This is a genomic window from Enterobacter cloacae, assembly GCF_013375935.1.
Classification (GTDB): domain Bacteria; phylum Pseudomonadota; class Gammaproteobacteria; order Enterobacterales; family Enterobacteriaceae; genus Enterobacter; species Enterobacter pasteurii.
The window spans coordinates 1,773,824-1,799,169 of record NZ_CP056117.1 but is presented as its reverse complement, the minus strand read 5'-3'; the positions used below and the strand labels follow the sequence as shown (position 1 = coordinate 1,799,169).

The 25,346-nt window shown below is 57.7% G+C and carries 23 protein-coding genes, 1 tRNA gene and 2 pseudogenes; 16 read left to right on the top strand and 10 right to left on the bottom strand.

Annotated features, from left to right (window positions below; genetic code table 11):
• Positions 1–4 precede the first annotated feature (4 nt).
• Complete coding sequence (glnE, locus tag HWQ14_RS08530; protein ID WP_176609466.1) at positions 5–2,860, bottom strand: bifunctional [glutamate--ammonia ligase]-adenylyl-L-tyrosine phosphorylase/[glutamate--ammonia-ligase] adenylyltransferase; 2,856 nt, start codon at positions 2,858–2,860, stop codon at positions 5–7.
• A 21-nt stretch (positions 2,861–2,881) separates the two neighbouring features.
• Positions 2,882–4,183 carry an inorganic triphosphatase gene (locus HWQ14_RS08525; RefSeq protein WP_176609465.1) on the bottom strand — a complete coding sequence of 434 codons (1,302 nt, stop codon included), beginning with the start codon at positions 4,181–4,183 and terminating at the stop codon, positions 2,882–2,884.
• 237 nt (positions 4,184–4,420) lie between these two features.
• On the opposite strand from HWQ14_RS08525, the gene HWQ14_RS08520 reads away from it, so the two are divergent.
• Both HWQ14_RS08520 and HWQ14_RS08515 read left to right on the top strand, forming a co-directional pair.
• Complete coding sequence (locus tag HWQ14_RS08520) at positions 4,421–5,041, top strand: TIGR04211 family SH3 domain-containing protein (RefSeq protein ID WP_001303390.1); 621 nt, start codon at positions 4,421–4,423, stop codon at positions 5,039–5,041.
• A gap of 61 nt (positions 5,042–5,102) precedes the next feature.
• Positions 5,103–6,344: a multifunctional CCA addition/repair protein gene (locus HWQ14_RS08515; RefSeq protein ID WP_176609464.1), complete on the top strand. Its 1,242-nt coding sequence runs from the start codon at positions 5,103–5,105 to the stop codon at positions 6,342–6,344.
• 13 nt (positions 6,345–6,357) lie between these two features.
• On the opposite strand, the gene bacA is transcribed toward HWQ14_RS08515, so the two are convergent.
• Positions 6,358–7,179, bottom strand: coding sequence for an undecaprenyl-diphosphate phosphatase (gene bacA, locus HWQ14_RS08510; RefSeq protein WP_148418440.1), 822 nt, complete (start codon positions 7,177–7,179; stop codon positions 6,358–6,360).
• 105 nt (positions 7,180–7,284) lie between these two features.
• Positions 7,285–7,653, bottom strand: a complete 369-nt coding sequence (folB, locus tag HWQ14_RS08505; RefSeq protein WP_176609463.1) for a bifunctional dihydroneopterin aldolase/7,8-dihydroneopterin epimerase — start codon at positions 7,651–7,653, stop codon at positions 7,285–7,287.
• 107 nt (positions 7,654–7,760) lie between these two features.
• Between folB and plsY the strand changes: the two genes are divergently transcribed.
• The 9 genes from plsY (at position 7,761) to ureG (ending at position 14,009) form a co-directional block, all read left to right on the top strand.
• Positions 7,761–8,375, top strand: coding sequence for a glycerol-3-phosphate 1-O-acyltransferase PlsY (gene plsY, locus HWQ14_RS08500; RefSeq protein ID WP_014833311.1), 615 nt, complete (start codon positions 7,761–7,763; stop codon positions 8,373–8,375).
• A 148-nt stretch (positions 8,376–8,523) separates the two neighbouring features.
• A complete protein-coding gene (locus HWQ14_RS08495) occupies positions 8,524–9,351 on the top strand; it encodes an urease accessory protein UreD (RefSeq protein WP_176609462.1) in 828 nt (275 codons plus the stop codon).
• Between the two features lie 10 nt (positions 9,352–9,361).
• The gene (locus tag HWQ14_RS08490) at positions 9,362–9,664 is read left to right on the top strand and encodes an urease subunit gamma (protein ID WP_003862556.1); all 303 of its coding nucleotides are present in this window, start codon (positions 9,362–9,364) and stop codon (positions 9,662–9,664) included.
• Between the two features lie 10 nt (positions 9,665–9,674).
• Complete coding sequence (locus HWQ14_RS08485; RefSeq protein ID WP_148418437.1) at positions 9,675–9,989, top strand: urease subunit beta; 315 nt, start codon at positions 9,675–9,677, stop codon at positions 9,987–9,989.
• Positions 9,982–11,685: an urease subunit alpha gene (gene ureC, locus HWQ14_RS08480; protein WP_176609461.1), complete on the top strand. Its 1,704-nt coding sequence runs from the start codon at positions 9,982–9,984 to the stop codon at positions 11,683–11,685. The genes HWQ14_RS08485 and ureC overlap by 8 nt, the downstream gene beginning before the upstream one ends.
• A 9-nt stretch (positions 11,686–11,694) precedes the next feature.
• A complete protein-coding gene (gene ureE, locus HWQ14_RS08475) occupies positions 11,695–12,159 on the top strand; it encodes an urease accessory protein UreE (protein WP_176611171.1) in 465 nt (154 codons plus the stop codon).
• 9 nt (positions 12,160–12,168) lie between these two features.
• Positions 12,169–12,708 (top strand): HupE/UreJ family protein, encoded by a 540-nt coding sequence (locus tag HWQ14_RS08470; RefSeq protein ID WP_176609460.1) that lies wholly within the window; start codon positions 12,169–12,171, stop codon positions 12,706–12,708.
• On the top strand, positions 12,708–13,382 hold the full coding sequence (locus tag HWQ14_RS08465) for an urease accessory protein UreF (protein ID WP_176609459.1): 675 nt from the start codon (positions 12,708–12,710) through the stop codon (positions 13,380–13,382). The genes HWQ14_RS08470 and HWQ14_RS08465 overlap by 1 nt, the downstream gene beginning before the upstream one ends.
• A 9-nt stretch (positions 13,383–13,391) precedes the next feature.
• The gene (gene ureG / locus HWQ14_RS08460) at positions 13,392–14,009 is read left to right on the top strand and encodes an urease accessory protein UreG (RefSeq protein ID WP_176609458.1); all 618 of its coding nucleotides are present in this window, start codon (positions 13,392–13,394) and stop codon (positions 14,007–14,009) included.
• A gap of 32 nt (positions 14,010–14,041) precedes the next feature.
• On the opposite strand, the gene HWQ14_RS08455 is transcribed toward ureG, so the two are convergent.
• Positions 14,042–15,844, bottom strand: coding sequence for a S8 family peptidase (locus tag HWQ14_RS08455; protein ID WP_245166447.1), 1,803 nt, complete (start codon positions 15,842–15,844; stop codon positions 14,042–14,044).
• 595 nt (positions 15,845–16,439) lie between these two features.
• On the opposite strand from HWQ14_RS08455, the gene HWQ14_RS08450 reads away from it, so the two are divergent.
• On the top strand, positions 16,440–17,120 hold the full coding sequence (locus tag HWQ14_RS08450; protein WP_176609456.1) for a LuxR C-terminal-related transcriptional regulator: 681 nt from the start codon (positions 16,440–16,442) through the stop codon (positions 17,118–17,120).
• A 31-nt stretch (positions 17,121–17,151) separates the two neighbouring features.
• Here HWQ14_RS08450 and tsaD read toward each other — a convergent pair whose 3' ends face one another.
• Positions 17,152–18,165, bottom strand: coding sequence for a tRNA (adenosine(37)-N6)-threonylcarbamoyltransferase complex transferase subunit TsaD (gene tsaD, locus HWQ14_RS08445; protein ID WP_176609455.1), 1,014 nt, complete (start codon positions 18,163–18,165; stop codon positions 17,152–17,154).
• A gap of 236 nt (positions 18,166–18,401) precedes the next feature.
• Between tsaD and rpsU the strand changes: the two genes are divergently transcribed.
• The 3 genes from rpsU to rpoD all read left to right on the top strand — a co-directional run bounded on the left by rpsU (position 18,402) and on the right by rpoD (position 22,509).
• On the top strand, positions 18,402–18,617 hold the full coding sequence (gene rpsU, locus HWQ14_RS08440) for a 30S ribosomal protein S21 (RefSeq protein WP_001144069.1): 216 nt from the start codon (positions 18,402–18,404) through the stop codon (positions 18,615–18,617).
• A 115-nt stretch (positions 18,618–18,732) separates the two neighbouring features.
• On the top strand, positions 18,733–20,478 hold the full coding sequence (dnaG, locus tag HWQ14_RS08435) for a DNA primase (RefSeq protein WP_003862574.1): 1,746 nt from the start codon (positions 18,733–18,735) through the stop codon (positions 20,476–20,478).
• Positions 20,479–20,664: 186 nt separating this feature from the next.
• Positions 20,665–22,509 (top strand): RNA polymerase sigma factor RpoD, encoded by a 1,845-nt coding sequence (rpoD, locus tag HWQ14_RS08430; protein WP_006812010.1) that lies wholly within the window; start codon positions 20,665–20,667, stop codon positions 22,507–22,509.
• A 103-nt stretch (positions 22,510–22,612) separates the two neighbouring features.
• Here rpoD and mug read toward each other — a convergent pair.
• Positions 22,613–23,118: pseudogene (gene mug / locus HWQ14_RS08425) on the bottom strand (G/U mismatch-specific DNA glycosylase).
• A gap of 124 nt (positions 23,119–23,242) precedes the next feature.
• On the opposite strand from mug, the gene HWQ14_RS08420 reads away from it, so the two are divergent.
• Positions 23,243–23,318 (top strand) — tRNA-Ile (locus HWQ14_RS08420).
• Positions 23,319–23,469: 151 nt separating this feature from the next.
• Here the strand turns inward: HWQ14_RS08420 and HWQ14_RS08415 are convergent.
• The 3 genes and pseudogenes from HWQ14_RS08415 to HWQ14_RS08405 form a co-directional block, all read right to left on the bottom strand.
• The gene (locus HWQ14_RS08415) at positions 23,470–23,670 is read right to left on the bottom strand and encodes an ogr/Delta-like zinc finger family protein (protein WP_148418430.1); all 201 of its coding nucleotides are present in this window, start codon (positions 23,668–23,670) and stop codon (positions 23,470–23,472) included.
• A gap of 66 nt (positions 23,671–23,736) precedes the next feature.
• Positions 23,737–24,883, bottom strand: a pseudogene (locus HWQ14_RS08410) (phage late control D family protein).
• A complete protein-coding gene (locus tag HWQ14_RS08405) occupies positions 24,880–25,344 on the bottom strand; it encodes a phage tail protein (protein ID WP_148418428.1) in 465 nt (154 codons plus the stop codon). The pseudogene HWQ14_RS08410 and the gene HWQ14_RS08405 overlap by 4 nt, the downstream one beginning before the upstream one ends.
• Positions 25,345–25,346 lie beyond the last annotated feature (2 nt).

Here is a 25,346-nt window from a genome sequence, read left to right as displayed (position 1 = left end):
AATATCACACTTGTTTTGTTACGCACGGTTCCACCAGCCACTTCTGCCAGCTGGCGGTCACCTGCGCGCGTTCTTCGGCGAAACAGTCCAGCGCCACATGGCCCGGCTGCTCCTGCAGCGCCAGGTGGTGCAGCGCGTCGCGCAGCGTGGTATAGGCACGGGTTAGGGCCTGCGCCTCCTGCTCGTCCATGATGTCGTTTTGCGCCAGCAGTTCCAGAATGCGCACGTTATCCGACCAGCGGGTCAGCTTCGGCTTATCGTGCGCGTGCAGCAGCACCAGGTACTGCGTGATAAATTCAATATCGGTAATGCCGCCTTCATCGGCCTTGATATCAAAGCGATCGCGATGTTTGTTGCCAAGGTGCGCGCGCATCTTCTCACGCATCTCCCGCACCTCGGTTTGCAGCGTGCTGCCCTCGCGCGGGGTCGTCATGATCGTCTTGCGAATTGCATCAAACTGCGTTTTGAGCTGCGGATCGCCGTACACCACGCGGGCGCGCACCAGCGCCTGATGCTCCCACGTCCAGGCTTCGTTCTTCTGATAGTCGGCAAAAGCGTCCGTCGAGGTGACCAGCATGCCTGCCGCGCCGGACGGGCGCAGGCGCGCATCCACTTCATACAGAATACCGGACGAGGTGCGGGTGCTGAACAGGTGCATAATGCGCTGGGCCAGGCGCAGGTAGAACTGCCGCCCGTCGATTTCGCGCTCGCCGTCGGTCATCACGTCTGCCGGACAGTCGTGCAGGAAAATCAAATCCAGATCGGAGCTGTAGCCCAGCTCCCATCCGCCCAGCTTTCCGTAACCCACCACCGCAAAACCGCGCCCCTCGCGGTCAGCAAGGTGCTTCGGCTGGCCGTAGCGCGCCACCATCTGCACCCACGCCTGATGCACCACCGCGTCGATAATCGCTTCCGCAAGCCAGGTTAAGTGATCGCTCACTTTCATCACCGGCAGCGTACCGGCGATATCTGCCGCCGCCACGCGCAGCATCTGCGCCTGCTTGAACTGACGCAGCGCCTCAAGCTGCTGCTCTTCGTCCTCCTCCGGCACGCGCAGCAGATACTGGCGCAGCTCGTCGCGGTAGGCGTCCGTCGCCGTCGGCTGATAAAGCGTATTTGGATCGAGCAGCTCGTCCAGCAGCAGCGGATATCGCGCCAGCTTGTTGGCCACCATCGGCGAGGCGGCGCAGAGGGAAATCAGGTGCTTGAGCGCGGCGGGAAACTCGCTCAGCAGCTCAAGGTAGGTGGTACGCGTGACGATCCCGCTCAGGAGCGGCATCATGCGCGACAGCGGTACCGGCGCATCCTCGCGGGAGCAGACGTCGCTCAGCAGATGCGGCATCAGGTGATCCAGCACCTGACGACCGCGCGGGCCAATGGCGCGCTTGTTCAGTTCGAGGCGAAAGTCGGCGATTAACGCCACCACGCGATGGCGGGCATCGTCGCTTAGGTGCGCCAGCACCGGCGTGGTGTCATCTTCCTGGAGCGCGTCCTGCCACAGCTCGCGCCAGTGTTCGGAGAGCGCGTCGTCCTGCGATTCGCTTTCGTCATCGCCGATCAGATCGTTAAAGATACGGCGCACGCCCGCCATGTGAGCGTCCAGCTTTTCGATCAGCGTTGCCCAGTCCTCCACGCGCATGCCCCAGGCCAGACGCGCCCGGTTCAGCTCATCACCCGGTAACGTCTGGGTCTGTTCGTCGTTGATGCTTTGCAGCAGATTTTCCAGACGACGCAGGAACAGGTAAGACTCACGAAGCGTTTGCGCGTCGCCTTCCGGCAGCAGATGCAGCCGGTCGATAGCGCTCAGCGTCGGCAGCAGCGAGCGGGACTGCAAAGAGGGCTCACGCCCGCCGCGTATCAGCTGGAAGACCTGCACGATAAATTCGATTTCACGAATACCGCCTGCGCCGAGCTTGATGTTGTCCTTCAGGCCACGGCGGCGCACCTCGCGGGCAATCATTCCTTTCATGTTTCGCAGGGACTGGATCACGCTGAAGTCGATGTAGCGGCGGAATACGAACGGGCGAAGCATGGCGCGCAGCTCGTTGGCGTAAGCGTCATCGCTGTCGCCCATGATCCGCGCTTTCACCATCGCGTAGCGCTCCCAGTCGCGGCCCTGCTCCTGGTAATAATCCTCCAGCGCGGCAAAGCTCAGCACCAGCGGACCGCTGTCGCCAAACGGGCGCAGGCGCATGTCCACGCGGTAGACAAAGCCGTCCTGCGTGGGCTGATCCAGCGCCTTAATCAGCCGTTGCCCCAGCCGGGTGAAGAACTGGGCGTTGTCCAGCTCGCGGCGACCGCCGCGCGTGGAGCCGTTCTCCGGCCAGGCAAAAATCAGGTCGATATCCGAAGAGAAGTTCAGCTCGCAACCGCCCAGCTTCCCCATCCCCAGAATCAACAGCGGCTGCGGAACCCCTTCTTCGCTGCACGGCGTGCCCCACTCTTTACAGCAGGCGGCGTAGAGCCAGTCCCGCGCGGCGATAATCAGCGTCTGCGCCAGCTCGCTCAACTGCTGCAAGGTGCTCTCTTCGCTCACCAGCTCCAGCGCCTGCGCCCAGGCAATGCGCACCATCACCCGGCGGCGGAACTGACGCAGAACGCGCATCAGCGTGGCTTCATCCGCCACCTCTGCCAGCGCGGCTTGCAGCCAGCCAGCATAATGCCGCCACTCGTCAGCCTGCGGCGGCGCGCTTTCCAGCTCTGCCAGCCAGTCCGGGTTGGCGCTGACGCTCTCCTGCACAAAATCACTGAACGTGAGCACGCTTTTCGCCTGCTCGCTTAACGATGACGCGGGTAACGACTCGGGCAGGCGTTCGCAAACGGTCTGCCAGTGCTGCTGTAACTGCGAAGAAAGCGGCATATCAGGGGTTCCTTGCCAGAATTAACGTTTTCCGCTGTGCAGCCAGTACGGATCCTGCGAAATGGCCTCGTTGCGGAAATGCTCGATCTCAATCTGCTGACGGGTCTCGATGGCATGCTTCAGCCCCTGCCAGTTCTCCAGCCAGGCCTGCGCTTTTACGCCCTCATACGCGCCGGACAACAGCAGCATGCTGTCGATGTTGCGCGCAAGGCGGGGAAGCTGGTCGCCATACTGGTCGCCCAGCGGATGCGCGAAGGTCGTTCTCAGCTCGGCGGCGTGGCGGGAAAGATGGATATCCGCAAAGCGTTTGAAGTTTTCCGCGATTTTGGTCTGCCCTTTCGCATCAAGGAAAGTGCGCCAGCCGCGGGTCACCAGAAACTCGGTCAGCGCCAGTTTTGCGCTGGCGTTTTGCGGGCTGTAGATCGCCGTTTGTGCCGATACGTCGGAAAGCATCAGCGTTTCGGTCTGGGTCAGCAAATCACGCAAATGAGCGCTGGCTTTACGCGGCACGATACCGCCGAACAGCGTCAGGGTATGACGCACCAGGCCGATGGCGGCCAGCACCTGTTTTTTGGCATTTTTCACGTTACGCGCCCACAGCTCCTCGTGGTACTGCCACTGGGAGAGCGCCAGCTCCAGCGCCGCTTCCATGCCCTGCTCAACGGAGGCTTTCGGCACAACGCGCAGAATGGGGGTTTCTCGCAGCACGCGGGGTGCATTCCCGGCAGCGAGATGATAGCCGCGCGCCGCTTTGCTCAGGCTGCCCTGGCGTAAGCCCGGCTGGTTCACCAGCTTACGCGCCAGCTTCAGCACGTCGCTCGCTTCACCCTCCAGCAGTTCAAGCTCCAGCTCGCAGATGGGCTCCTGCTCTTCGCCAGCCTTAACCTCACCCCGGTCAAACGCGATTTCAATGCGGCTTTTGCCTTCCGTCACCAGCCACTTCTCGCGCCAGAAATCGGTGCTGAACAGCGGTTTTACCTCTGCCGACAGCGTTGCGGGCAGCGTGCCTTCCGGCCAGACTTCCGCCGGAAAACGTTCCAGCTCAAGTTCTGGCTTACTGATGTCGATATTGTATTCCGGGCGCTGGTGCAAACCGCCCACCACGCGACCGGCAATTTTCATCGTCATCTCGTAGCGCCCGTTCGCGCCGCGGATGCGCAGGCCCATATCGTGGTTACGCAGCCAGCTGTCCGGCGTTTCGTAATAGATGTTGAGCAGCTGTACGGGTTCATGGTGCTCGCCGGACAGCGTATTCAGATGCTGGCGAAGCGCGTCAGCGCTCTCTTTTTCGACGATAAACTTTAATTCGATCTCTTGTGCCATAGCCTTGTACTTTTGCGTGCGTCACAGACGCGTCGATGAGGGCGAACTTCCTCGCCATTTGTTTGTCAGTACATAGTATTTTGCGCCAAATTGCCACGCAATGAGCAATTTGACGGGCGTAAAAGTTAAAAGCGGTGGAAATCATGACACAGATGATTCCGATTGATGATGAATCCTTTGCGTAGCGACACTGATACCACTACTATCGTTCCACTTTTTATGAAAATAACGACTGATATGCTTAAATTACGCCTGATTGGACTTACTTTACTCGCTTTTAGCGCCGCAACCGCGGTCCACGCTGAAGAGAAACGTTACGTTTCTGATGAACTGAACACCTGGGTACGCAGCGGCCCCGGAGACAATTATCGCCTCGTGGGTACGGTAAATGCCGGCGAGGAAGTGACTCTGCTGCAAACGAATGCAGACACCAATTACGGTCAGGTTCGTGACAGCTCTGGCCGCACCTCCTGGATCCCGCTGAAGGAGCTGAGCACGGTACCAAGCCTGCGCACCCGCGTGCCGGATCTGGAAAATCAGGTGAAAACCCTGACCGATAAGCTGAACAACATTGACGGCACCTGGAACCAGCGTACCGCGGAGATGCAGCAGAAGGTGGCGCAAAGCGACAGCGTGATCGCCGGTCTGAAGGACGAAAACCAGAAGCTGAAAAACGAACTGATTGTCGCGCAGAAGAAAGTCAACGCCGCCAATCTTCAGCTTGATGACAAACAGCGTACCATCATCATGCAGTGGTTTATGTATGGCGGCGGCGTGCTGGGCGTAGGCCTGGTGCTGGGTCTGGTGCTTCCTCACCTCATCCCAAGCCGCAAGCGTAAAGACCGCTGGATGAACTAACTCGTCTTCTCTGCCACACTTACGTATTATCTTGCGACAAGAAGAAACGGGAGAGTGGTGCGTGAAGAGTTATCTGGTCGGTGGTGCGGTACGTGATGCGTTGTTAGGTCTGCCGGTCAAAGATAAAGACTGGGTGGTGGTCGGTGCCACGCCCAAAGCGATGATTGACGCGGGCTACCAGCAGGTAGGCCGCGATTTTCCCGTGTTTCTGCACCCGAAAAGCCGGGAAGAGTACGCCCTGGCGCGTACTGAACGAAAATCGGGTTCCGGCTATACCGGCTTCACCTGTTACGCCGCCCCGGATGTGACGCTGGAGCAGGATCTACTGCGCCGCGATCTCACCATTAACGCCCTGGCTCAGGACGAAAACGGCCATATCATCGACGCCTACGGCGGGCAGAACGATCTGCGCGACCGTCTTTTACGCCATATTTCCCCTGCCTTTTCGGAAGATCCGCTTCGCGTGCTGCGCGTCGCGCGTTTCGCCGCCCGTTATGCCCATCTCAGCTTCCGCATCGCCGACGAGACGATGGCGCTGATGACGGCCATGACCGAAGCCGGCGAGCTGGCACACCTGACGCCGGAGCGCGTCTGGAAAGAGACGGAAAACGCCCTGACCACCCGCAATCCACAGGTTTTTTTCCAGGTGTTGCGCGACTGCGGGGCGCTGAAAGTGCTGTTCCCGGAAATAGACGCGCTGTTTGGCGTTCCGGCACCGGCAAAATGGCACCCGGAAATTGATACCGGTATTCATACCCTGATGACGCTCAGCATGGCCGCCATGCTCAGTCCTGAGGTGGACGTGCGCTTCTCCACCCTCTGCCACGATCTCGGCAAAGGGTTAACGCCAAAAGCGCTCTGGCCGCGCCACCACGGGCATGGCCCGGCAGGGGTGAAGCTGGTCGAAGGGCTATGCCAGCGCCTGCGCGTGCCGAATGACATCCGCGACCTGGCGAAGCTGGTCGCCGAGTTCCACGACCTGATCCACACCTTCCCGATCCTGAAGCCTGCCACCATTGTGAAGCTGTTCGATAACATCGACGCCTGGCGCAAGCCGCAGCGCGTGGAGCAGATTGCGCTTACCAGCGAAGCGGACGTGCGCGGCCGTACCGGGTTTGAAGCGTCCGATTATCCGCAGGGGCGTTTGCTGCGCGAAGCGTGGGAAGTGGCTAAGGCGGTACCAACGAAAGCGGTGGTAGAAGCAGGGTTTAAGGGCCCGGAAATTCGCGAAGAGCTGACGAAGCGGCGGATTGACGCGGTTGCGGCGTGGAAGGAAAAACGTTGCCCTCAGCCGAAAGACTGAGGGCGGTTGGTCATCAGAAGAAGACCACGTACACGGCAGCCGCGACGATAAAGCGGTAGATCGCGAACGGAATGAACGAGATACGCTTAATCAGCTGCAGGAAGGTTTTGATGGCAATCAGCGCCACGATAAAGGCGGTGATAAAGCCCACGGCGAACATCGGAATGTCGCCCACGGTCAGGAAGCCAATGCTTTTATAGAGGTCCAGCGCGGTGGCGCCCATCATCATCGGCACCGCCAGCAGGAACGAGAACTCAGATGCCGCGTAACGGCTTACGCCCATCAGCATCCCGCCGGAAATCGTTGCGCCTGAACGGGAGAAGCCCGGCCACAGCGCCAGACACTGGAAGCAGCCAATGATAAAGGCCTGGCGATAGGTCATATCGTCCAGACCTTCCGCACGCGGGATTTTTGGCTTCAGCATTTCTGCGGCAATCAGCAGGAAGCCGCCGACCACCAGCGCGTACATGACGTTAATCGGGTTAAACAGCGATTTAATGGTATCGTGGAACACCAGCCCCAGCACCACCGCCGGGATCATCCCAAGCAGAATATGAATCAGCGTCAGGCGGCCTTTGCTCTCTCCTTCACGCTGCGGCAGACGCCCGAAGTGGATGCCGATCAGGCCAAACAGACGACGCCAGAACATTACGACCACCGCCAGGATAGAGCCCAGCTGAATCACCACCTCAAACGTCTTTGCGGTTTCACCCTCAAAGCCCAGCAGATGGCCAACGATAATCATATGGCCCGTACTGGAAACCGGCAAAAATTCCGTCAATCCTTCGACCACACCCAGTATTGCCGCCACCAGCAGCGAGTGCATATCGCTCATCTATAAACCCCTAAAAAGATATTAAAAAACGCTCGCCACAGCGGCTAACGTGAAAGACACGGTTTTAAGACCGGTATAATCTAAAATGGTTTAGCTATTATGACGTTAAATCTTCCCTTTCAGATTTGTGCCACGCTCGATGACGACGCCCACGTTGGTCGCGCGCGCCACCGCGCCCGGCTTGCTCAGCTTAATGCGTACCCACGGCGAATTGAATTTGGTCAGCAGCAGTTCGGCCACCTCTTCCGCCACTCGTTCTACCAGCGCAAAACGTTGCCCTTCAACGTGCGCGATAACCGCTTCACTGATGTCGGCGTAGCTCAGACAGTCGTTCACATCATCGCTTTTTGCTGACCTGCGGTTATCCCAGCCCATTTCGATATCGAACACCAGCTTCTGCTCGATGGTCTGTTCCCAGTCGTAAACACCAATTGTGGTGATTACCGAAAGTTGCTCTATAAATACAATATCCATCACGACCTGCCTGCTTTTTGGCTAAACCGGATACCACTTCCGGCGAATTATGCGTATTATCCACAGATGCTGAGAATACAGATACATTTTCAAAACGGAACAGCGTTATGAGTGCAATCGCGCCTGGAATGATTCTCCTCGCCTACCTTTGCGGCTCAATCTCCAGCGCCATTCTGGTCTGCCGCATCGCCGGGTTACCTGACCCGCGTGAAAGTGGTTCCGGGAATCCGGGGGCGACCAATGTACTACGAATTGGCGGCAAGGGAGCAGCCGTAGCGGTTTTGATTTTTGATGTTCTGAAAGGGATGCTTCCCGTATGGGGCGCGTATGCGCTGGGCGTCACGCCGTTCTGGCTGGGGCTGATTGCCATCGCCGCCTGCGTTGGCCATATCTGGCCTGTTTTCTTTGGTTTTAAGGGCGGGAAAGGCGTGGCCACCGCGTTTGGTGCGATTGCGCCTATCGGCTGGGACCTCACCGGCGTGATGGCGGGCACCTGGCTGCTGACCATCCTTCTGAGCGGCTATTCGTCGCTGGGCGCCATCGTCAGCGCACTGATTGCCCCATTCTACGTCTGGTGGTTCAAGCCGCAGTTTACCTTCCCGGTGTCGATGCTCTCGTGTCTTATCCTGCTGCGCCATCACGACAATATTCAGCGCCTGTGGCGTCGTCAGGAGACCAAAATCTGGACGAAGCTCAAAAGAAAGAAAAAAGATCCTGAATAAAGCGCAGCGCCCCTCGTTTATCCCGGCAGCGCCGCGCCTGCGCGCGCCGGGAACGACAAAGCCTTATCCATAAGCGACTCATATGACAGCCTTCATTTCCGCCAGGGCATACTGAAACGTATCTCCCGGGCGCGCGAATGGAAGCACCATGTTAGCAACTCAGGTCACTGATAGTTCGTACAAAGGCTGGCAGGCCTCGCTTGACCTGCGGTTTTGCCACACGCCTGAGAAAACCCTCCTCCATGCCGCGCACCACGTCGGGCCGCTCACGGTTCAGCGTCCGTTCTACCCCGAAGGGGAAACCTGCCATCTCTATCTGCTGCACCCGCCGGGCGGCGTGGTGGGCGGTGACAGGCTGGATATCACCGCGCGCCTGGACGCCAAATGCCATGCGCTTATCACCATGCCCGGCGCCAGCAAGTTCTATCGCAGCAGCGGCCCGCAGGCTCGCCTGAACCAGCATTTTTACCTGGACGAAGACGCCACGCTGGAGTGGCTGCCGCAGGACACCATTATCTTTCCCGGCGCACATGCCGCGCTGCGTTCCGTCTTTCACCTGCGCGCTACCAGCACGCTGCTGGCCTGGGAGCTGTACTGCCTGGGCCGCCCGGTGATTAACGAAACCTTTAGCCACGGCACGCTGGAGAGCCGTCTTGAGGTATGGATTGATGACGAGCCGCGGCTGATTGAGCGCCAGCATCTCAGCGGCGGCGATCTCTCCCCCGTCGCCGGTCATCCGTGGGTCGGCACGCTGCTGTGCTATCCGGCAAGGGAAGAGCATCTCGACGCGGTGCGCGAGCGGCTTACGCCTCTGGAACATTTTGCGGGCGCAACGCTCACCGACGATCTGCTGTCGGTGCGTTTTCTCTCCCACGATAACCTGATTTGCCAGCGGGTGATGCGCGATATCTGGCAGTCGCTTCGCCCGCTTCTCACCGCCAGAACCGCCTGTTCACCGCGCATCTGGCAGACATAAGAGAAACGATATGGAACTGACCCCCAGAGAAAAAGACAAGCTGTTGCTGTTTACCGCCGCACTGGTTGCCGAACGCCGCCTTGCGCGCGGGGTAAAGCTCAACTATCCGGAATCGGTCGCGCTGATCAGCGCCTTTATCATGGAAGGCGCGCGCGATGGCGAAACCGTCGCCTCGCTGATGGAGGCGGGCCGCCACGTCCTGACGCGCGATCAGGTGATGGAGGGCGTGCCGGAGATGATCCCGGATATTCAGGTGGAAGCGACCTTCCCGGACGGATCCAAGCTCGTCACCGTCCACAACCCGATCGTTTAAGGAGCGCGTGATGATCCCAGGCGAATACCAGATCCAGCCCGGCACTATTGCGATCAACGTCGGGCGAGACACCCAAAGCGTGATTGTCGAAAACCACGGCGACAGGCCGATTCAGGTCGGATCGCACTACCACTTTTACGAGGTCAACCCGGCGCTGAAGTTCGATCGCGAAGCCACCCGGGGCTACCGGCTGAACATTCCGGCAGGCACCGCCGTGCGCTTCGAGCCCGGCCAGAAGCGGGAGGTAACGCTGGTACAGATTGCCGGGGCGCAGCGCATTTTCGGCTTTCGCGGTGAGGTGATGGGCGAGGTGAAGCATGGCTGAGATTTCACGCCGGGCTTACGCCGATATGTTCGGCCCCACCGTCGGCGATAAGGTCCGGCTGGCGGACAGCGAGCTGTGGATCGAAGTGGAGGACGACCTGACGGTCTACGGCGAAGAGGTCAAATTCGGCGGCGGGAAGGTGATCCGCGACGGCATGGGCCAGGGGCAGATGTCCGCGCAAGACTGTGTGGATCTGGTGCTGACCAACGCGCTGATTGTCGATCACTGGGGGATCGTGAAGGCGGATATCGGCGTGAAGAACGGGCGGATCTTTGCCGTCGGTAAAGCCGGCAACCCGGATATTCAGCCCGGCGTAACGATCCCGATCGGTGCCGCAACGGAAGTGATTGCCGCCGAAGGGAAGATCGTTACCGCAGGCGGGATCGACACCCACATCCACTGGATCTGCCCGCAGCAGGCGGAAGAGGCGCTGGTCTCCGGCGTTACCACCATGATCGGCGGCGGCACCGGCCCGGCGGCGGGCACCAACGCCACCACCTGCACGCCGGGTCCGTGGTATATCTCCCGGATGCTACAGGCTGCCGATGCCCTCCCGGTGAATATCGGCCTGCTCGGCAAGGGTAACGGCTCCAGCCCGGACGCCCTGCGCGAGCAGATCGCGGCGGGGGCTATCGGGCTTAAGATCCACGAAGACTGGGGCGCCACGCCTGCGGCTATCAACTGCTCGCTGGAGGTGGCTGAAGAGATGGATATACAGGTGGCGCTGCACAGCGACACCCTGAACGAATCCGGTTTTGTGGAAGATACGCTGGCGGCCATCGGCGGGCGCACCATCCACACCTTTCACACCGAAGGCGCGGGCGGCGGCCACGCGCCGGATATCATCACCGCCTGCGCGCACCCCAATATCCTGCCCTCCTCCACCAACCCGACGCTGCCCTACACGGTGAACACCATCGACGAGCACCTCGATATGCTGATGGTTTGCCACCACCTCGACCCGGATATCGCCGAGGACGTGGCGTTTGCCGAGTCGCGCATTCGGCGGGAAACCATTGCAGCCGAAGATGTGCTGCACGATATCGGCGCGTTCTCGCTCACCTCGTCAGATTCACAGGCAATGGGCCGCGTGGGGGAAGTGATTATCCGCACCTGGCAGGTAGCGCACCGCATGAAGGTCCAGCGCGGCGCGCTGGCGGAAGAAACCGGCGATAACGACAACTTTCGCGTGAAGCGCTATGTCGCCAAATACACCATCAACCCGGCGCTGACCCACGGCATTGCCCACGAGGTGGGTTCGGTTGAGGCGGGCAAGCTTGCGGATCTGGTGGTCTGGTCCCCGGCGTTCTTCGGCGTAAAACCCGCCACCATCGTCAAGGGCGGGATGATCGCCTGCGCGCCGATGGGCGATATCAACGCCTCTATCCCGACGCCGCAGCCGGTGCATTACCGCCCGATGTTTGGCTCGCTGGGCGCCGCACGCCACGCCACGCGCCTGACGTTTATCTCACAGGCGGCCCAGGCCAGCGGCATTGCGCAGCAGCTCAACCTGCAAAGCGCCACGGCGGTGGTGAAAGGCTGCCGGACGGTGAAAAAGGCCGACATGATCCACAACGATTTACAGCCGAACATTACCGTCGATTCGCAAACCTACGAGGTACGCGTCGACGGCGAACTGATGACCAGCGAACCGGCAGAGGTTCTGCCGATGGCGCAACGCTATTTCCTGTTTTGAGGAGTGATGATGATCTATTTAACCCAACGCCTCGATCGTGCCCGCCCCGTCACCGCCAGCGTCACGCTGCCGATTGACGTGCGGGTGAAAAGCCGCGCCCGCGTGGCGCTGAACGACGGCCGCGAAGCCGGGCTGATGCTGCCGCGCGGCCTGCTGCTGCGCGGCGGGGATCTGCTGACCACCGACGACGGCAGCCACGTGGTTGAAGTGATCGCCGCCCCGGAGTCCGTCTCCGTGGTGCGCTGCGCCGATCCGTTCCTCCTCGCCCGCGCCTGCTATCACCTGGGCAACCGCCACGTGCCGCTGCAGGTTATGCCCGGCGAATTGCGCTACCACCACGACCACGTACTTGACGACATGCTGCGCCAGTTCGGGCTGGAGGTGACCTTCGCCAGCCTGCCGTTTGAACCGGAAGCGGGCGCTTACGCCAGCAATGCCCACGGCCATAGCCACGCTCACGCCCACTCACATTAAGGACTCATCATGCGCACGTTTCTTCCCCTGTTACTGCTGGCCTTTTCCGTTCCGGCGTTCGCCCATCCCGGACACGGTACCGACAGCTTCCAGGCCGGCTTTCTTCACCCGCTGACCGGGCTCGATCACCTGCTGATGCTCACCGGAGCGGGCGTGCTCTCGGCGCTGAGCGGCCGCAAGCTCCTGCTGCCGCTGGCTACCCTTGGGATGATGCTCGTCGGCGCCATTGTGGGCAGCCTGCTCGGCGGCTTTAGCGGCATGGAGATGCTGATTATCGCCTCGCTGGCGTTCAGCGGCGTGATGATGTTTAAAACCGAAAATCGCCTGCTGCTGGCGGTGCCGGCCCTGGCAATGTTCCACGGCTGGGCGCACGGCGTGGAGATGTCCGGACACAGCTTCTGGCTGTTTACCGGCGGCTTTATGGTGGCCAGCGCTACGGTGCTGTGCGCCAGCTTCGCGGCGGGACTGCTGCTGCGCCGCCACGACGGTCTGCGTAAAACCTTCGGCGGCGGGCTGATCGTCTCTGCCCTGCTGGCGCTGATGAGCTGATGGAATACGCCCGCCAGCGGCTGCGCCTGATGCAGCTCTCCAGCAGCAGCCTGCCGGTCGGGTCGTTTACCTGGTCGCAGGGGCTGGAGTGGGCCGTGGAGGCAGGCTGGGTCACCGACGTCGAGGCCTTCAGGCGCTGGCAAATCCAGCAGATGGAGCAGGGCTTTTTCTGCGTCGATCTGCCGCTCTTTATTCGCCTGTACCGTGCCTGCGAGCAGCAGGATCGGCTGGCAGCAAAACGCTGGACGGCGTACCTGCTCGCCTGTCGGGAAACGCGCGAGCTGCGCGATGAAGAACGCAATCGTGGCGCGGCGTTTACGCGCCTCATTAAAAGCTGGGAGCCAGACTGCCCGGCAGAGTGGTTCCCGCTGTTTATGCAGAGCCAGCTCTGCGGCATGGCGTGGCTTGGCGTGCGCTGGCGCATTGACGCGCGCGAGCTGGCGCTGAGCCTCGGCTATAGCTGGATTGAGAGCGCGGTGATGGCGGGCGTCAAGCTGGTTCCCTTCGGGCAGCAGGCGGCGCAGCAGCTGATTATCGAACTCAGCAACCATTTTGCCGCCGGGTTTGAACAGGCCTTTTTACGTGACGACGACGCGCTGGGGGCTGCCACGCCGCTCTCCGCCATCGCCTCTGCACGCCACGAAACACAATACTCACGGTTATTCCGTTCCTGAGGAGTCAACATGGCTGATTACAAACATCCCCTGCGCGTTGGCGTAGGTGGCCCGGCGGGGTCGGGCAAAACCGCCCTGCTGGAAGCGCTCTGCAAGGCGATGCGCGACACGTACCATCTGGCGGTGGTGACGAACGATATTTACACCAAAGAGGATCAGCGCATCCTCACCGAGGCGGGTGCCCTGGAGCCGGAGCGCATTGTGGGCGTGGAGACGGGCGGCTGCCCGCACACGGCCATTCGCGAAGATGCCTCGATGAACCTGGCGGCCGTGGAAGCGCTCAGCGAGAAGTTCGGCAACCTGGATCTTATCTTCGTCGAAAGCGGCGGCGACAACCTGAGCGCGACCTTCAGCCCGGAGCTGGCGGATCTGACCATCTACGTGATTGACGTCGCCGAAGGGGAAAAGATCCCCCGCAAGGGCGGGCCGGGGATCACCAAATCCGATTTTCTGGTGATCAATAAAACCGATCTCGCGCCGTACGTGGGAGCCTCGCTGGAGGTGATGGAGCGCGATACCAACCGCATGCGCGGCGAGCGTCCGTGGACCTTTACCAACCTGAAGGCGGGCGACGGTCTGGGAACGATTATTGCGTTTCTGGAAGAGAAAGGGATGCTGCGGATCTGAAACAGGCCTGGCATAACGCCAGGCCGTGAGGGTTATTTACAGCCGTTATTGGACGATCCCTGTTCGCGCCACGCGCCCCACTGGCCGCCGGTTCCCGGCGTTTCCTGACCCGGGTTAACGTACCACTGGTTGAGCCAAACCTTACCGTTGTAAGACACTTTGGTGCACTTGGTCGGGTAGGCGATTTTGGCGTTGTAGGCCGGTGCTGCAGGTTTAACCGGCGTATCGTCATTTGCTGGCGTATCGTCCGAAGCCGGGGTGTCATCCTTCGCCGGCGTATCGTCCGAAGCCGGGGTGTCATCCTTCGCCGGCACCGCAGGCCTGGTGACTTTAATGGTCATGCTGTCCGTCGCGGTCCGTCCATCCACGCCGGTCGTGGTCAGCGTGAAGACCGCTTCTCCCTCGCTGTTGGCGGGAATAACGGCATAGGCATGCGCGCTGTCCACGCTCTTCACCAGCGTGCCGTTCAGTTTTGCCTCCAGGGAGAAGGTTTCCGCCCCTTTCGTCACGCTCCAGTTATAGGATGCCGCATTCAGGCTCTTGCTGCCGTCCAGCGGGTAGGTGCTCACGCCCGACGTCGGGGAAACCATGGTGTAATCCGCACCTGCCGCAGCCGTTGGGGCCGGAGCGGCAGGCGTGCTGCCGTCCTTCAGCGCCATAATACGGGCTACCGCACGCGCCATGTCAGGCTGAGTCCCCACCTTTGCCGAATCCCCGTTCGCCAGCGGCGTACCGGTTTCCGCCAGAATCTGACGCATCTGACGCGGTGTCACGGTAATACCGTTGGCTTTGGCGATGCCGGACAGGCTTGCTACCACACCCGCAATAATCGGGTTAGCAGAAGAGGTTCCGGCAAAAGTCGCGGTATAAGAATCGTTAACGCCAGAATTTTTATACAGATCGCCATAGCCTGTGGTCACCACGTCCCAGCAGCCCCATGCGGAGCTGGTAACGCGGGTGCCATAGGTGCTGAACGACGCTTTTTTACCGTCTTTCGCACAAAATGCACCCGCCAGGATAGCCCCGGAGTCCTGAACATGCACGTCAAACCGCCCCTGGAAGCCAGGGCTGTCCAGGTTGATATTCCCGTTACCCGCCGCCTCAATAACGTGAACACCCTTATCCGTCAGCGCCTTAATAATATCGTAGTAGGCGGTCTGGGATTCCATTGCGACCCAGCAATCCTTCTGACAACCCGCTGGATATCCGCCCGCGACGTGGATGCCGATCTGCACCACATCGCCCGCTTTTAGCTGGGGGATCAAATTATAGAGGTTATTACTCGCAGAGGCCGCATACCCCATCCGGCTTTTCCAGGCTAAACCGCGAATACCGGTGCCCATATCTTTCGCCGCCATAATCCCCACTGAAGCCGTGTCGTGATCGTGGTTTGCAACATACGTTGTCTTGCCAGAGCTGAGGCTCATCGGCGGCAAGTTCATATGGCTGGTATTCCAGGCATCAATCTCCGTCGAAATAAGCGTCACTCCTTCCCCCGCGCTGCCTGCATAGCCATCTACGCTATCGCGGTTAACGCCGCCCATATAATAACCGGCACGCTTAACGTCCGGCGCTTTAAGATAATCCTGCTTATTACGGAAATCCGGAACGGCGGCAAAGGTTAAATTATCATTTAATGATGACTTTAACTGTGGCGTAAGGGCAATCTCATCCAGCGATACCGGTTCGGCCTCGGGATAAACAAACTCTACGTTCTGATTCTGCTCAAGTTCGGTAATAATATGGTTAATATACGCTTTATCCTGACTTTTATCTTTCGGTAACTCGATGCGCAGATAACGGTCAAAGCCATAGCGTTTATTGAGTTCCGTCAACTCGGACGATTGGGCTGAGCTCCGCAAATTAGTCGGACGGAACATATTTGTTGCCGTCAGGGAAGCGTCGCTCAGGGTAATTTTATTGTTTGTCGCCTTCAACAAACCTGTAGAGGGTTTTAGCTTCAGAACTATAGCTGTGTAGGTGGCACTATCCTGTGCAAATTCATTTTGCACCAGATTTTCAGCCGCAGCAGAAAATGAAATTGCTGCGCAAATAAAAAGGGATAAGACGCTTTTTTTCATGACGATCACGGTTCCTGTGTGAATTGAAATTTCTCCTTTTTCAGTATCACAGGCGAACGAACCGCGAAGAATAAGAGCAGCCTAATCTGAGTGAAAGACATTTCTTTTATTAGATAAGAAAAGTCCACATCCTGTTAATTTATATTTCGCAAGCAAAGGATACACCTGGATACAAAAACCGTAAAGATTACGCATAATGAAATAATCAAGATCCGCCTACGCTAAAAATATTCTCATCGCTGCTGCTACTTTACCGAAAACTGGATTTTAATAACGTTATATCTTGCGAGGTGTTCCAACCGCCGTTGGCCCCGCCGCTATCATAAAAGGGGTAATACGACGCATCATTATGGACATTAAAATTGTTATCGCTGAAGAATCTTCATTGATTCGTCGCGGCCTATCCTCAATGATGCAAGCGCTGTCGTTACCCGCCTTCGGCATGAACCAGCAGTGCATTCTGGCCGGCGAGGCGGCCTCTTCCGCTGAGCTTCAGTCGCTTCTTGGCCAGCATCACCCGGATATCGCTATTCTGGGCTATTCGCTGACAACCAGCCTTAACCGTGCTCCGCTTGCGGGCATGGATGGTCTGAAGCTGTTGAGATGGCTTAATCAGACCTATCCTGCGCTCAACGTTATCCTGCTCTCGCCCTATGCAAACGCCACGCTTATTCGTCAGGCGCTAAAGGAAGGAGCCCGATCGTATCTGTCGCGCGATATCAACGAGAAAACCTTAAGCCAGGCGATTGCCACCGTCCTGAAAGGCGAGATCTATATCGAAAGCCAGCTGGTTAATATGCTTTTTCGTCATGAAAAGACGGACGTGGAGAAACTCTCGCCGCGGGAAATTGACGTGCTGCGCCTGATTTGCAACGGTTTAAATTTGAAGGAAATTGCACACCATATGCACTTGAGCATTAAAACGGTCAGCGCGCATAAGGTGCGGGCGATGGAAAAGCTGGATGTGAAAAATGACTGCCAGCTCTACTCTCTCATCATCAAGAACCAGATGTTTGACATCAGGATGTAGCACTCCCCCGCCGCTACGGCGGGAGAGACAATCACGCCTCCGGCAGTTCCGCCAGCGGCCAGCGTGGACGGACGGACACGCTCAAATCGGACGTTGCGCCGGCGTTCAGGCGTACCATACCGGCATAGGCGATCATCGCCCCGTTATCGGTACAGAATTCCGGACGCGCATAGAACACTTCCCCATGACGCTTTTGCATCATCCCGGCGAGCTTCGCGCGCAGCGTACGGTTAGCGCTGACGCCGCCTGCCATCACCAGACGCTTAAAGCCGGTCTGATCCAGCGCGCGCTTGCACTTGATCATCAGCGTATCAACCACCGCATCTTCAAACGCACGGGCGATATCCGCACGGGTCTGCTCGCTGTCGTCATTGTTGCGGATCGTATTGGCCGCGAAGGTCTTCAGGCCAGAGAAGCTGAAATCCAGCCCCGGGCGATCGGTCATCGGACGCGGGAAGACAAAGCGTCCTTCCGTGCCCTGCGAGGCCATTTTGGACAGCATCGGGCCGCCAGGGTAATCCAGACCCAGCAGCTTGGCGGTTTTGTCGAAGGCTTCTCCGGCCGCGTCGTCAATCGACTCGCCCAGCAGCTCGTACTTGCCGATGCCCGTCACGCTAATCAGCTGGGTATGGCCGCCAGAGACCAGCAGCGCCACAAACGGAAACTCAGGCGGATTCTCTTCCAGCATCGGCGCCAGCAGATGCCCTTCCATATGGTGAACCGGAATGGCCGGAACATCCCACGCGAAGGCCAGCGAACGCCCCACCGTGGCACCGACCAGCAGCGCGCCGACCAGGCCCGGGCCTGCCGTGTAGGCTACGGCATCAATATCTTTTGAGTTCAGTCCGGCCTCTTTCAGCGCCGCCTGAATCAGGGGAACCGTTTTACGCACGTGGTCACGAGAGGCCAGTTCAGGCACGACGCCGCCGTAGTCAGCGTGCAATTTCACCTGACTATACAGTTGGTTGGCCAGAAGGCCTTTTTCGTCGTCGTAAATGGCGATGCCGGTTTCATCGCAGGATGTTTCAATACCCAGTACACGCATGACTTGTTTTACCTCGTTTCAGTACCGCGCAGTGTAGAGCCTGGGCGGGTTGATGTAAAACTTTGTTCGCCCCGGGACATACGCTCGTGTATACTCTTCCCCCTTATAAAAGTCCCTTTCAAAATCGCATCGGTGCTTTACAAAGCAGCAGCATTTGCAGTAAAATTCCGCACCATTTTGAAATAAGCTGGCGTTGATGCCAGCGGCAAACCGAATTTATTAAAGGTGAGAGTTACATGCCGGTAATTAAAGTACGTGAAAACGAGCCGTTCGACGTAGCACTGCGTCGCTTCAAACGTTCATGCGAGAAAGCAGGTGTTCTGGCTGAAGTTCGTCGTCGTGAGTTTTATGAAAAACCAACGACCGAACGTAAGCGCGCTAAAGCTTCCGCTGTGAAACGTCACGCGAAGAAACTGGCTCGCGAAAACGCACGCCGTACTCGTCTGTACTAATCTGTTGAGGGCTAAAGCCCTCAATTGACAGACAGAGTTGTAGTCGTAAGGCCGTGCTTCCGGAAGGAATGCGCGGCTTGTTTTCGTTTATAAGTCGCTTAAATTTTTGGGGCATATGGCCGGAAGAATCCCACGCGTTTTCATCAATGACCTGCTTGCCAGAACCGACATCGTCGATCTCATCGACGCGCGGGTAAAGCTAAAAAAGCAGGGCAAGAACTACCATGCGTGCTGTCCGTTCCATAACGAAAAAACCCCCTCTTTCACCGTAAACGGTGAAAAGCAGTTCTACCATTGCTTCGGCTGTGGCGCACACGGTAATGCCGTCGATTTTTTGATGAACTACGACAAACTCGAGTTCGTTGAAACCGTCGAAGAGCTGGCGGCGATGCATAACCTTGAAGTGCCGTATGAAGCGGGCAGTGGGCCAAGTCAGATCGAGCGCCATCAGCGGCAAACGCTGTATCAACTGATGGATGGCCTGAATTCGTTTTACCAACAGTCTCTAAAGCACTCTGCGGCTGAGCCTGCGCGTCAGTATCTGAACAAGCGCGGACTGAGCGACGATGTGATTGCGCGTTTCGCTATTGGTTACGCCCCGCCCGGCTGGGACAACGTGTTAAAGCGTTTTGGCGGCAATAGCGAAGATCGTAAATCCCTCATCGACGCAGGCATGCTGGTCACTAACGACCAGGGACGAAGCTACGACCGCTTCCGTGAACGGGTGATGTTCCCGATCCGCGACAAGCGTGGCCGGGTAATTGGTTTTGGTGGTCGCGTGCTGGGTGATGCCCTGCCGAAATACCTCAACTCCCCGGAAACCGATATTTTCCATAAGGGCCGCCAGCTCTACGGTCTTTATGAGGCGCAGCAGGATAATGCGGAACCTCCGCGGCTTCTGGTCGTCGAAGGTTATATGGACGTCGTTGCGCTGGCGCAATACGACATTAACTACGCCGTTGCGTCACTGGGTACGTCCACCACGGCGGACCATATCCAGCTGCTGTTTCGCGTCACTAACAACGTGATTTGCTGTTACGACGGCGACCGCGCCGGACGCGACGCCGCGTGGCGCGCGCTGGAAACCGCGCTGCCGTACATGACCGACGGACGTCAGCTGCGCTTTATGTTTCTGCCCGACGGTGAAGACCCGGATACGCTGGTGCGTAAAGAGGGCAAAGCGGCATTTGAAGCGCGGATGGAGCAGGCTCAGCCGCTCTCCACGTTTCTGTTTAACAGCCTGATGCCGCAGGTCGACCTAAGTACCCCTGACGGGCGCGCGCAGCTCAGTACGCTGGCGCTGCCGTTAATCAGCCAGGTGCCCGGCGAAACGCTGCGCATCTATCTGCGTCAGGAGTTGGGCAATAAGCTCGGTATTCTGGACGACAGCCAGCTTGAGCGTTTAATGCCGAAACAGGCTGAAAACGGCACGGTTCGCCCCGCGCCTCAGCTAAAACGCACAACCATGCGTATACTGATAGGGTTACTGGTGCAGAACCCCGAACTTGCTCCGCAAGTGCCGTCACTGGCGGGTTTGAACCACGAAAAATTGCCGGGACTTGGCTTATTTTCAGAATTGGTCAACACTTGTTTGTCTCAGCCAGGTCTGACCACCGGACAACTTTTAGAACACTATCGCGGCACAAAAGAGGCCGCTACCCTTGAAAAACTGTCGATGTGGGACGATATAGCAGATAAGGATATCGCAGAAAAAACGTTCACCGACTCACTCAACCATATGTTTGATTCGATGCTTGAGTTGCGCCAGGAAGAGTTGATTGCTCGCGAGCGCACCCATGGCTTAAGCAGCGAAGAGCGCCGGGAACTCTGGATGATTAACCAGGAACTGGCGAAGAAATAAATCCTTTACGTTGTCAGACAACGTGAAGGATGACGTATTTAACGGCTTAAGTGCCGAATATCGATCGGGAAGCCCCCGGCAGCCGCACTGAGAGGCAGCGGCAAAAATATAAGTACGCCCTCGCTTTAAAGGTTGGCAGCCCTATCGCCGACACCAATCAAACGAATTAAGTGTGGATACCGTCTTATGGAGCAAAACCCGCAGTCACAGCTGAAACTTCTTGTCCAACGCGGTAAGGAGCAAGGCTATCTGACCTATGCCGAGGTCAATGACCATCTGCCGGAAGATATCGTCGATTCAGATCAGATCGAAGATATCATCCAAATGATCAATGACATGGGCATTCAGGTGATGGAAGAAGCACCGGATGCCGATGATCTGTTGCTGGCTGAAACCTCCAACAACACTGACGAAGATGCGGAAGAAGCTGCTGCACAGGTACTGTCCAGCGTGGAATCTGAAATCGGGCGTACCACTGACCCGGTCCGCATGTACATGCGCGAAATGGGTACCGTTGAACTGTTGACCCGCGAAGGCGAAATTGACATCGCAAAACGCATCGAAGACGGGATCAACCAGGTTCAGTGCTCTGTTGCCGAATACCCGGAAGCGATTACCTATCTGCTGGAGCAGTACGATCGCGTTGAAGCGGAAGAAGCGCGTCTGTCCGATCTGATCACCGGCTTTGTCGACCCGAACGCTGAAGAAGATATGGCGCCTACCGCCACTCACGTCGGTTCTGAGCTGTCTCAGGAAGAGATGGATGACGACGAAGACGAAGATGAAGAAGAAGACGACGACAGCAGCGATGACGACAACAGCATCGATCCCGAGCTGGCGCGTGAGAAATTTGCCGAGCTGCGTACCCAGTACGAAGTGACGCGTGACACCATCAAAGCGAAAGGCCGCAGCCATGCCGCCGCTCAGGAAGAGATCCTGAAACTGTCTGAAGTGTTCAAACAGTTCCGCCTGGTGCCAAAACAGTTCGACTACCTGGTAAACAGCATGCGCGTGATGATGGATCGCGTACGTACCCAGGAACGCATCATCATGAAGCTGTGCGTTGAGCAGTGCAAAATGCCGAAGAAGAACTTCATCACCCTCTTCACCGGCAACGAAACCAGCGAAACCTGGTTCAACGCCGCTATCGCGATGAACAAGCCGTGGTCTGAAAAACTGCACGACGTGAAAGAAGACGTGCAGCGCGGCCTGCAGAAACTGCACCAGATTGAAGAAGAGACCGGCCTGACCATCGAGCAGGTGAAAGACATCAACCGTCGTATGTCCATCGGTGAAGCGAAGGCCCGCCGTGCGAAGAAAGAGATGGTTGAAGCGAACTTACGTCTGGTTATCTCTATCGCCAAGAAATACACCAACCGTGGCCTGCAGTTCCTGGATCTGATTCAGGAAGGCAACATCGGTCTGATGAAAGCGGTAGATAAGTTTGAATACCGTCGTGGTTACAAGTTCTCCACCTATGCTACCTGGTGGATCCGTCAGGCGATCACCCGCTCTATCGCAGACCAGGCGCGCACCATCCGTATTCCGGTGCATATGATTGAGACGATCAACAAGCTCAACCGTATCTCCCGCCAGATGCTGCAGGAGATGGGCCGCGAGCCGACGCCGGAAGAGCTGGCCGAGCGCATGCTGATGCCGGAAGACAAGATCCGTAAAGTGCTGAAGATCGCCAAAGAGCCTATCTCCATGGAAACACCAATCGGTGATGATGAAGATTCGCATCTGGGGGATTTCATCGAGGATACCACCCTCGAGCTGCCGCTGGACTCTGCCACCACCGAGAGCCTGCGTGCCGCCACGCACGACGTTCTGGCTGGCCTGACCGCGCGTGAAGCAAAAGTGCTGCGTATGCGTTTCGGTATCGATATGAATACCGACCACACGCTGGAAGAAGTGGGTAAACAGTTCGACGTAACCCGCGAACGTATCCGTCAGATCGAAGCGAAGGCGCTGCGTAAGCTGCGCCATCCGAGCCGCTCTGAAGTACTGCGTAGCTTCCTGGACGACTAATCCAAATAAACAGCAAAAAGCTCCCAATCGGGAGCTTTTTTTTTGCTTATTCCCTCTCCCTGTGGTTGAGGGTCAGGGTGAGGGCATCATACCGCAGAGGATCCTAAAGCCCCCGCACCACCAGCGCCTCGTCCAGCTCGCGGTATGCCTCCACCAGCTTATCCAGCGTCGCCCTGTTCAGCCCGCTCGGATTCGGCAACACCCAGACCTGCGTCACCCCAATGGTGATATTCTGCTTACCCCACTTTGCGCCGCGCTGGCTGAACGCCTGCTCGTAGGCCTGCTTGCCGAGGATCGCCAGCGCGGCCGGCTGATAATCCTCTATTTTCTTGACCAGCTCGCGCCCCCGGTGCGCAGCTCGTGCAGGTTCACTTCGCTCGCCTGCACGGTGGGCCGCTCCACCAGCATGGTGATCCCGCAGCGCGTATCCAGCAGATGCTGCTCCTCTTCAGGCTTAAGTAACCGGTCGGTAAACCCGGCCTGATAGATAACCTTCCAGAAGCGATTCCCCGGATGGGCAAAGTGAAAACCGGTGTGTGCCGAAGACTTGCCCGGATTAATACCGCAGAACACCACCCGCAGCCCAGGGGCCAGAATATCGTTGATCATCTCTACTCCTGTCTATGCATCATATGAGAAGTATAAAGGATTGATTATGCATTGTTTATAAAAACAGCAGGCAGGTGTGAATGGCTGGATTGCTGAGGGGAGTTACTTTATAATTCACCGCCACGGCCCCTTAGCTCAGTGGTTAGAGCAGGCGACTCATAATCGCTTGGTCGCTGGTTCAAGTCCAGCAGGGGCCACCAAATTTTAGCTTTAGAATCATCCATTTAAGCCACTCTCGCGAGTGGCTTTTTTGTTGCCTGAATTTACCGTGGCGATGAAATGGCGGTACTGAGGGGTTCTCATAGCAATAAAAAAACCGCACAAGGCGGTTTTTTAGTGAAGCGGCCAGCGCTACCTGCCGTTTGCCGATGGCCCCCGGGCGCGTTCTGGCATTCCTGGGGCAGCAATCAGGCGTTCGACGGACTCCATCGTGACAAACGTACAGCTGCAATCGACATTGGTGCACTGATGATAACGCTCTTTGGTATTTTCACTTAAATAGCGGCTGGTGCGAGCATGTGCCGAGTGTTTGCATTTAGGACAATGAAACATAATGCCTCCGTAAAATTCACGTAATGTGAATTCATAATACCCCAAAAGGGATTAATTGGAAGCTTATTACTCACCATCGATAGAAAATTTTTCGTCAGAGATGTCAGGTTCAAGCTGCAGCTCGGTCGTAAAGCCTCTCTCGTTAAGGTTATGTATAACCCGGCTGACGATCCATGCCTGCTCGTCAATGGCACGCTTGAAGCCCTTCACCAGGACAGGGGTTTCGGGAAAGAGATCGGCTTTCCCCAGCGCCAGCAGGATTGAAAATTTCACGACCCCGCGCTGGAGCGCGCGCCACTTCGCCTCAGCCGCCCTGAGCGCCTGCTCTTCTGAGGCAAAAATCGTGGTCAGCTCAAAGACGTTGTCTGCGGCACCAACCAGCTTCTCCTGCGGCGCCTGCGCAGTGCTGTCGGGCGTCACGGCGGCGTCGGGATGGGGTAACGCGAATGACGCTGCTGCCGGCGGCAGGCGATTAATACTGACTGTGGGGTGTTGCTTTTTGGGGTCGCTCGTTTGCAGCCATTTGGCCGTCACGCCGGAATACGCTTCGCGATCGGCGATGGAAAAACTGTGCCTGTCTCCATCGGCGCGTTCAATCACCTTTAACGATACAGGCCTGCCGCTGGCCGTCACGGCACTGCCCGCCTTCATGAAAAGCACCTTTCCTTCCTTAACGGCTACAAACGCGCCATTACGTTCAGCCAGGCGGGAGAGGAACGCGGCATCAGTCTCCTGAGACTGGTCGATATGGGCAATGGCTACGGACGAAAACTCCGCCGCCACGCTGGCGCTAAGCTGGTTGCGCTGTGCGACGGCATCAACTATCGCGCCAATGGTGGTGTCATGCCATGACTGTTCGCGGCGAACGTTGAGCTTGCCACGAAAATCGGCGCTGCGCCCCCGAATGGTTAACCGGTCCGGCGCCCCCCCGAAATTCAATATCATCGACCGTAAAACTCCCTTTCGGCTCCAGAGGGATACCCTGCCAGCCCAGCCATAGCGTAATAAACGCGCCGCGAGCCGGCAGGTCTAACAGACCGTCGGAATCATCCAGCTCGATGTCCACCCGATCGGCTTCCAGTCCGCGGTTGTCAGTCATGGTCAGGCGGATAAGGCGGTTGCTAAAATTTTGCGTAATATCACGGCCATCAAGCTTGAGCATAAAATCGGGGGCTATTTTCCCTCCAGCCTGGATATTCATTTCCGCGATCATCCCAGCAGCCCTCCGATTTCGTTACGCGCGCTTGTCACCAGCTCTTCAGCCTGCGTTCTCAGGTCGCCAAACATCGCCATCAGCGATTCGTCCACCCGCTTCAGAGAAAGCGTAAAATCGATTTTCCGCGCCGTACCATCGCTGTAAAAATCCGTATGGACATGAGTCACCTTTTCGATAACAAACATGCCATGGATAATGCCCGTCCCGTCGATCAGCGGCCAGGCTCGCCCCTCATTCGCCATCAGCTCGATAGCTTTCAGGGACAATCGCCCTCCGGTGATTTCAGGATAAAGCGTTCCGGAGAGCGTATGGGATGTGTCACCCTCCCCCAGATACTGCCAGGCTTTCGGCTTTCCGATGCGATCGTTAGAGGCCCAGCGGTAATCCTTTGAAAACTGCATTGACTGATACGGTAAGGTTCGTCGTTCGAAGACAAACAGCCCCAGCACCATTAACATTT

Coding starts and splice junctions, on each gene's coding strand:
- HWQ14_RS08470 (WP_176609460.1), top strand. CDS start 12,169: ATGCGCACGTTTCTTCCCCTGTTACTGCTGGCCTTTTCCGTTCCGGCG.
- bacA (WP_148418440.1), bottom strand. CDS start 7,179: ATGAGCGATATGCACTCGCTGCTGGTGGCGGCAATACTGGGTGTGGTC.
- HWQ14_RS08495 (WP_176609462.1), top strand. CDS start 8,524: ATGTTAGCAACTCAGGTCACTGATAGTTCGTACAAAGGCTGGCAGGCC.
- folB (WP_176609463.1), bottom strand. CDS start 7,653: ATGGATATTGTATTTATAGAGCAACTTTCGGTAATCACCACAATTGGT.
- plsY (WP_014833311.1), top strand. CDS start 7,761: ATGAGTGCAATCGCGCCTGGAATGATTCTCCTCGCCTACCTTTGCGGC.
- HWQ14_RS08465 (WP_176609459.1), top strand. CDS start 12,708: ATGGAATACGCCCGCCAGCGGCTGCGCCTGATGCAGCTCTCCAGCAGC.
- dnaG (WP_003862574.1), top strand. CDS start 18,733: ATGGCCGGAAGAATCCCACGCGTTTTCATCAATGACCTGCTTGCCAGA.
- HWQ14_RS08490 (WP_003862556.1), top strand. CDS start 9,362: ATGGAACTGACCCCCAGAGAAAAAGACAAGCTGTTGCTGTTTACCGCC.
- ureC (WP_176609461.1), top strand. CDS start 9,982: ATGGCTGAGATTTCACGCCGGGCTTACGCCGATATGTTCGGCCCCACC.
- ureE (WP_176611171.1), top strand. CDS start 11,695: ATGATCTATTTAACCCAACGCCTCGATCGTGCCCGCCCCGTCACCGCC.
- tsaD (WP_176609455.1), bottom strand. CDS start 18,165: ATGCGTGTACTGGGTATTGAAACATCCTGCGATGAAACCGGCATCGCC.
- ureG (WP_176609458.1), top strand. CDS start 13,392: ATGGCTGATTACAAACATCCCCTGCGCGTTGGCGTAGGTGGCCCGGCG.
- HWQ14_RS08485 (WP_148418437.1), top strand. CDS start 9,675: ATGATCCCAGGCGAATACCAGATCCAGCCCGGCACTATTGCGATCAAC.
- HWQ14_RS08415 (WP_148418430.1), bottom strand. CDS start 23,670: ATGTTTCATTGTCCTAAATGCAAACACTCGGCACATGCTCGCACCAGC.
- HWQ14_RS08405 (WP_148418428.1), bottom strand. CDS start 25,344: ATGTTAATGGTGCTGGGGCTGTTTGTCTTCGAACGACGAACCTTACCG.
- glnE (WP_176609466.1), bottom strand. CDS start 2,860: ATGCCGCTTTCTTCGCAGTTACAGCAGCACTGGCAGACCGTTTGCGAA.
- HWQ14_RS08520 (WP_001303390.1), top strand. CDS start 4,421: ATGCTTAAATTACGCCTGATTGGACTTACTTTACTCGCTTTTAGCGCC.
- HWQ14_RS08450 (WP_176609456.1), top strand. CDS start 16,440: ATGGACATTAAAATTGTTATCGCTGAAGAATCTTCATTGATTCGTCGC.
- HWQ14_RS08525 (WP_176609465.1), bottom strand. CDS start 4,183: ATGGCACAAGAGATCGAATTAAAGTTTATCGTCGAAAAAGAGAGCGCT.
- rpsU (WP_001144069.1), top strand. CDS start 18,402: ATGCCGGTAATTAAAGTACGTGAAAACGAGCCGTTCGACGTAGCACTG.
- rpoD (WP_006812010.1), top strand. CDS start 20,665: ATGGAGCAAAACCCGCAGTCACAGCTGAAACTTCTTGTCCAACGCGGT.